This window comes from bacterium (genome assembly GCA_024224155.1).
In the GTDB taxonomy this organism is placed as follows: domain Bacteria; phylum Acidobacteriota; class Thermoanaerobaculia; order Multivoradales; family JAHEKO01; genus CALZIK01.
Window position 1 is genome coordinate 1 of sequence record JAAENP010000166.1, and the last position, 4,172, is coordinate 4,172.

Below are 4,172 nucleotides of genomic sequence, written 5' to 3' on the forward strand. Positions count from 1 at the left end.
AAGCAGGGCACTTCCGGTTCGCCGAGGATGTCGACGACGACTTCCTGCTCTACGAGATCGACACCGAGTGGACGCGGAGAGCCTGGCGCCTGGTCGCCGGCTATGCTGACCAGTCGGGCGGCGAGCGTGCCTCCGGCTCGATCGCGCCAGTCGGCACGGCCGGGACCGGGGTCGCCGCCACCGGCCCCGTCTCGCTCGATCTGGGCTTCCTGCCCGCGGTGTTCGTGAGCTTCGGGCGCTCGCTCCTCACGGAGTGGGAGGCGAGCTTCGAAGCGTTCCTCGGCACAGAGGACGGCGACAGCCTGGTGCGGTTGTCCGGGTCGTGGCCGGCGAGCGACGGAATTCGGCTGGGGGCGGAGATCGACCTCGTCGAAGGCAAGACCGGCTCGTTTTTCGGTGCCTGGCGCGACAACGATCGGCTGCGGATCTTCACCAAGTGGACCCGATGACAAAGCTCGCGCTCGTTCGCTTCATCCTCGGGCACCGGGTCCTTGTGGTCGTGTTGATGGCAGTCGCAACCGTTGCGCTCGGTTGGCAGGCGGCGGAGGTCGGTTTCGACAACTCGATCGAGACCTACTTCAGGGAAGACGACATCGCCGAGTACCGACGCTTCCTCGATCGCTTCGGCACCGACGAGATCATCGCCATCGCGTTTGATGTCGGTGCTTTCACCCCAGCGGGACTGGAGCTGATCCAGCGCATCAGCGAAGAGGTCGAGGGGCTGCCCCACGTGCGGCGGGTTCTGAGCCTGACAGAGGCGAAGATCGTCTTCGGAGACGAGGACACCGTCTATTTTGACCCGCTGGTCGACCCCCTGGCCAACCCCACGGTGGGGGAGAAACCGTCGAGTCCCGCGGCGCTTGCCGCGGTCAAGCAGCGCGCCCTGGCGGACCCCTTCATCCCCGGCACCGTCGTCTCTCACGACTTGAGGAGCGCCGCGGTCGTTGCCGAAATCGACCATCTGATCGGCGCGTTCGACTACAAGGTCGAGCTCATTGCCCAGATCCGCGAGCTGGTAGGGGAGCTGGAGCGGGAGACCGGCAGACGTTTCCACATTGGCGGTACGGCCGTGATCGACGATGTGCTGTTGCGCTACACCCAGCGGGATCAGGCGACCTACGTGCCGCTCATGGTGCTGATCATCATCGGTCTCGTGTTCGCCATGTTCCGCAGCCTCAAGATGGTGCTGTTGCCGGTGACGGTCGTCGGGGTCACGATCGGCTGGACCTATGGCTTCCTCGCTCTGCTCGGCTACCGCATCAATATCATCACGACGATCCTGACGCCGCTGCTCATGGCCGTGGCGATCGCGGATTCGATGCACTTCATTGCCGACTACCTGCACGAGACGGCGAGCGGCCGGCACGACAAGCGCGAGGCCATCGAGCGCTCGTTCACGAACGTCTGGATGCCCTGCCTCATGACCAGCGTCACGACAGCGGTCGGGTTGCTGGCGCTCTTGAGCGCCGACCTGGTGCCGATCCGGGAGCTGGGCCTGGTAGCCGCCTTCGGCGTCGTGGCCGCGTTCATCGGCACCGTGCTTCTGCTGCCGGTTCTGCTATCCCTCTGTCCCTGTCCGGCGGAGCGCCATCGAGCGCAGTTCGCGGGAGGTTGGCTGGCCGGCCTGCTCCGCGGATTGGGAGATTGGCGCCGGTCGAGAGCGGTGGCGGTGCTAACCGTCTCGGCGCTTCTGACCGTTGCGGCGCTTCTCTCCCTGCCGCGGCTCACCATCGGCACCAACTCGCTGGACTACCTGAAACCCGACGATCCGGTGCGCGGTGAGACGGAGTGGATCGACGCTAGGGTCGGAGGTACTTCGTCGCTCGAGTTCCTCGTCGAGACCGGCGAAGAGAACGCGATCAGGCGGCCGGAGCTGTTGCGAAGGATGGCGGCCTTCGAGGAGTATCTCCGCGCTGTCGAGGGAGTGACGGGCGTCTATTCGGTCGTGGGTATGGTCAAGGCCCTCAACCGTGCTTTCTACGGCGGCGACGAGAGGTTCTTTGCGATTCCCGCCTCGTCCGAAGAGGTAGCGCAGCAACTTCTTCTGGTCGAGGGGAGCGAGGACATCGACGCGTTGCTCTCCGACGGTGACGCTACGGCGAGAATCGTGGCGCGCGTCCAGATGGCGCGCTCGCAACAGCTGTCGCGGAAGATGCTCGAGATCGAGCGGCGAGCGACCGAGCTCTTCGGCGAAGCGGCGACGGTCACGCCCACCGGCATGGTGCACCTGATGCACCGCATGGAGGGGTATCTCCTCTCGAGCCAGATCAAGAGCCTGTCGCTGGCGTTCGTGGTCATCAGTCTCCTGATGCTTGCGATGCTGCGGTCCGCGCGGCTGGCGCTCGTGGCGTTGATTCCAAACCTGTTGCCGATCCTCTTCACGCTCGCGCTGATGCCCTGGCTCGGGATTCCCCTCGACGTGGGTACGGTCATGATTGCCGTGATCGCCCTGGGGCTTGTGGTTGACGACTCGATCCACCTGCTCGTGCGGCTCGAGTCCGAAAGGAAGCGAGCACCTGACACGCGGCGCGCCATCGCGAGGGCACTGACCGCCGTCGGCAGACCGATCATCTATACGAGCGTTGCCCTGAGCCTCGGTTTTCTGGTTCTGGTGTTCGCCAGCTTCAACTCGATGATCCACTTCGGCGTCCTTTCGGCCACCGTGATCGCGTTGGCGCTGGTGTTCGACCTGGTGGCGCTGCCCGCGGTCGTGGGTTTCCTACGACTGGCGCCGCCGCGCTCTTCGTAGTCGGGGCGGCTGCGGGGACCAGCCGGGCTAGAAGCTGTAGATCGTGGACAGCGAGGCGGTGTCGGCCAGATCCGAGAGGTCGATGCCAACGTCGAGCTGGAAGCGCCTAAAGGCGAGGCCGATGCCCACTGCCAGGTGGAGCTCGTCGGAGCCGGAGTCGAGCACCGCCTGGGCGACGTAGTTCTCTCCGCGGTAGCCGACCCGGTGGGCCGGATCCAGCCACGCGCCGAGGCGGAGCGCCGCGATCGGCTTCGACTCGAGAAACGCGTACTCGGCGCCGATGTGAAGCTCGTCGCCGTCGTCGAGCACGAAGTCCGCCGAGGCGCCGGTAGATTCCGGGATATCCGAGTAGGACACCCGATCCCACTCGACACCGACCGTGAGGCGGTCGTCGCGGGAGCGGAACGCAGCCCCCACGCCGATGACGCTCGGGAGCCGTATGGTCCCGACCCCGGACTGGATCAGCTCGCCCGCCGCGTATTCGTCGTTCAAGGGGCCCGCAAAGGTATCCGATGCGCCATTCAGCTCGGGTCCCTTCCGCGCCACCGCACCCAGGCTCCATCGTTCCGACAGCTGCAGCAATACGCCCGCGAGGCCACTCCAACCCTTGTCGTCGTCCCAGAGGGACGACGTGGTTAACACCAGCATCTCGGGGGCAAACTGGCTCTGCGCATGGTAGAACTGGAAGTCGGTCGGACTCTCGGTGGCGTAAGCCGCGAAGATCTCCGATACCCACGCCACCCTGCCTTCGAAGTAACTCAGGCCGAGCCCGAGGCTGAGCCTGTCGGTCAAGCGATAGGCAGCGGAGACCCCATAGCCCACGATCTCCATGTCGAAGCCCTTGCGCAGATCCCAGGATCGTGCCCGGCTGCCCGGGAATCCCTCCCACGGACCGGCAAAGAGTGCCTCCGTCTGGCCGAAGAACTCATAGTTCGCCAACTGGTGCCGGTAGACGGCAACCGACCAGCTCCGGCCGGGGTAGACCAGGGAGAGGAACGAGAGCCCGCTCAGCTCCTCGGACGACTCACCGATCCGCAGTCCCGGAGACATGTCTAGCCCCTGGCCGGTCGGCGGTCCGAAGATCCTGCCGCCTTCGACGTTAGGCGTCGAGTAGCCCCAGTAGCGACCTTCGATCGAGACCTCCGGCTCGGCCAGTTGCACCAACCCGGCCGGGTTGGCGAAGGCGGCGGTGGCGTCGTCGGCGAGGGCAACAAAGGCTCCGCCGAACCCCATGCTGCGTGCACAGGGGTTCGGGAAGCTGAACTCCACGTTGGGGAGGGCTTCCTCCTGGGCCGCAAGCTGTGGCGCAACGGCCAGCAGGGTCGTAAGACAAAGCGGGATGTAGCGTGAGCGCGGCACAACGGATCCCGAGTCGATCGGAGACTCGACACCAGTCTGACCTTAGGCACGAGAGCACACACCT

General features: G+C 65.5%; 3 protein-coding genes. 2 read left to right on the forward strand and 1 reads right to left on the reverse strand.

Annotated elements, in window-relative coordinates; genetic code table 11:
- The coding region (locus GY769_09950) for a hypothetical protein (protein MCP4202246.1) at positions 1–449 on the forward strand (449 nt) is incomplete at its 5' end.
- Positions 446–2,749, forward strand: a complete 2,304-nt coding sequence (locus GY769_09955; protein ID MCP4202247.1) for an MMPL family transporter — start codon at positions 446–448, stop codon at positions 2,747–2,749. The genes GY769_09950 and GY769_09955, both read left to right, overlap by 4 nt.
- A gap of 27 nt (positions 2,750–2,776) precedes the next feature.
- On the opposite strand, the gene GY769_09960 is transcribed toward GY769_09955, so the two are convergent.
- Positions 2,777–4,108, reverse strand: a complete 1,332-nt coding sequence (locus tag GY769_09960) for a hypothetical protein (protein ID MCP4202248.1) — start codon at positions 4,106–4,108, stop codon at positions 2,777–2,779.
- Positions 4,109–4,172: the final 64 nt, after the last annotated feature.

Excerpts from the sequence above, each read along its gene's own strand:
- GY769_09955 (MCP4202247.1), top strand. The coding sequence starts at position 446 with ATGACAAAGCTCGCGCTCGTTCGCTTCATCCTCGGGCACCGGGTCCTT.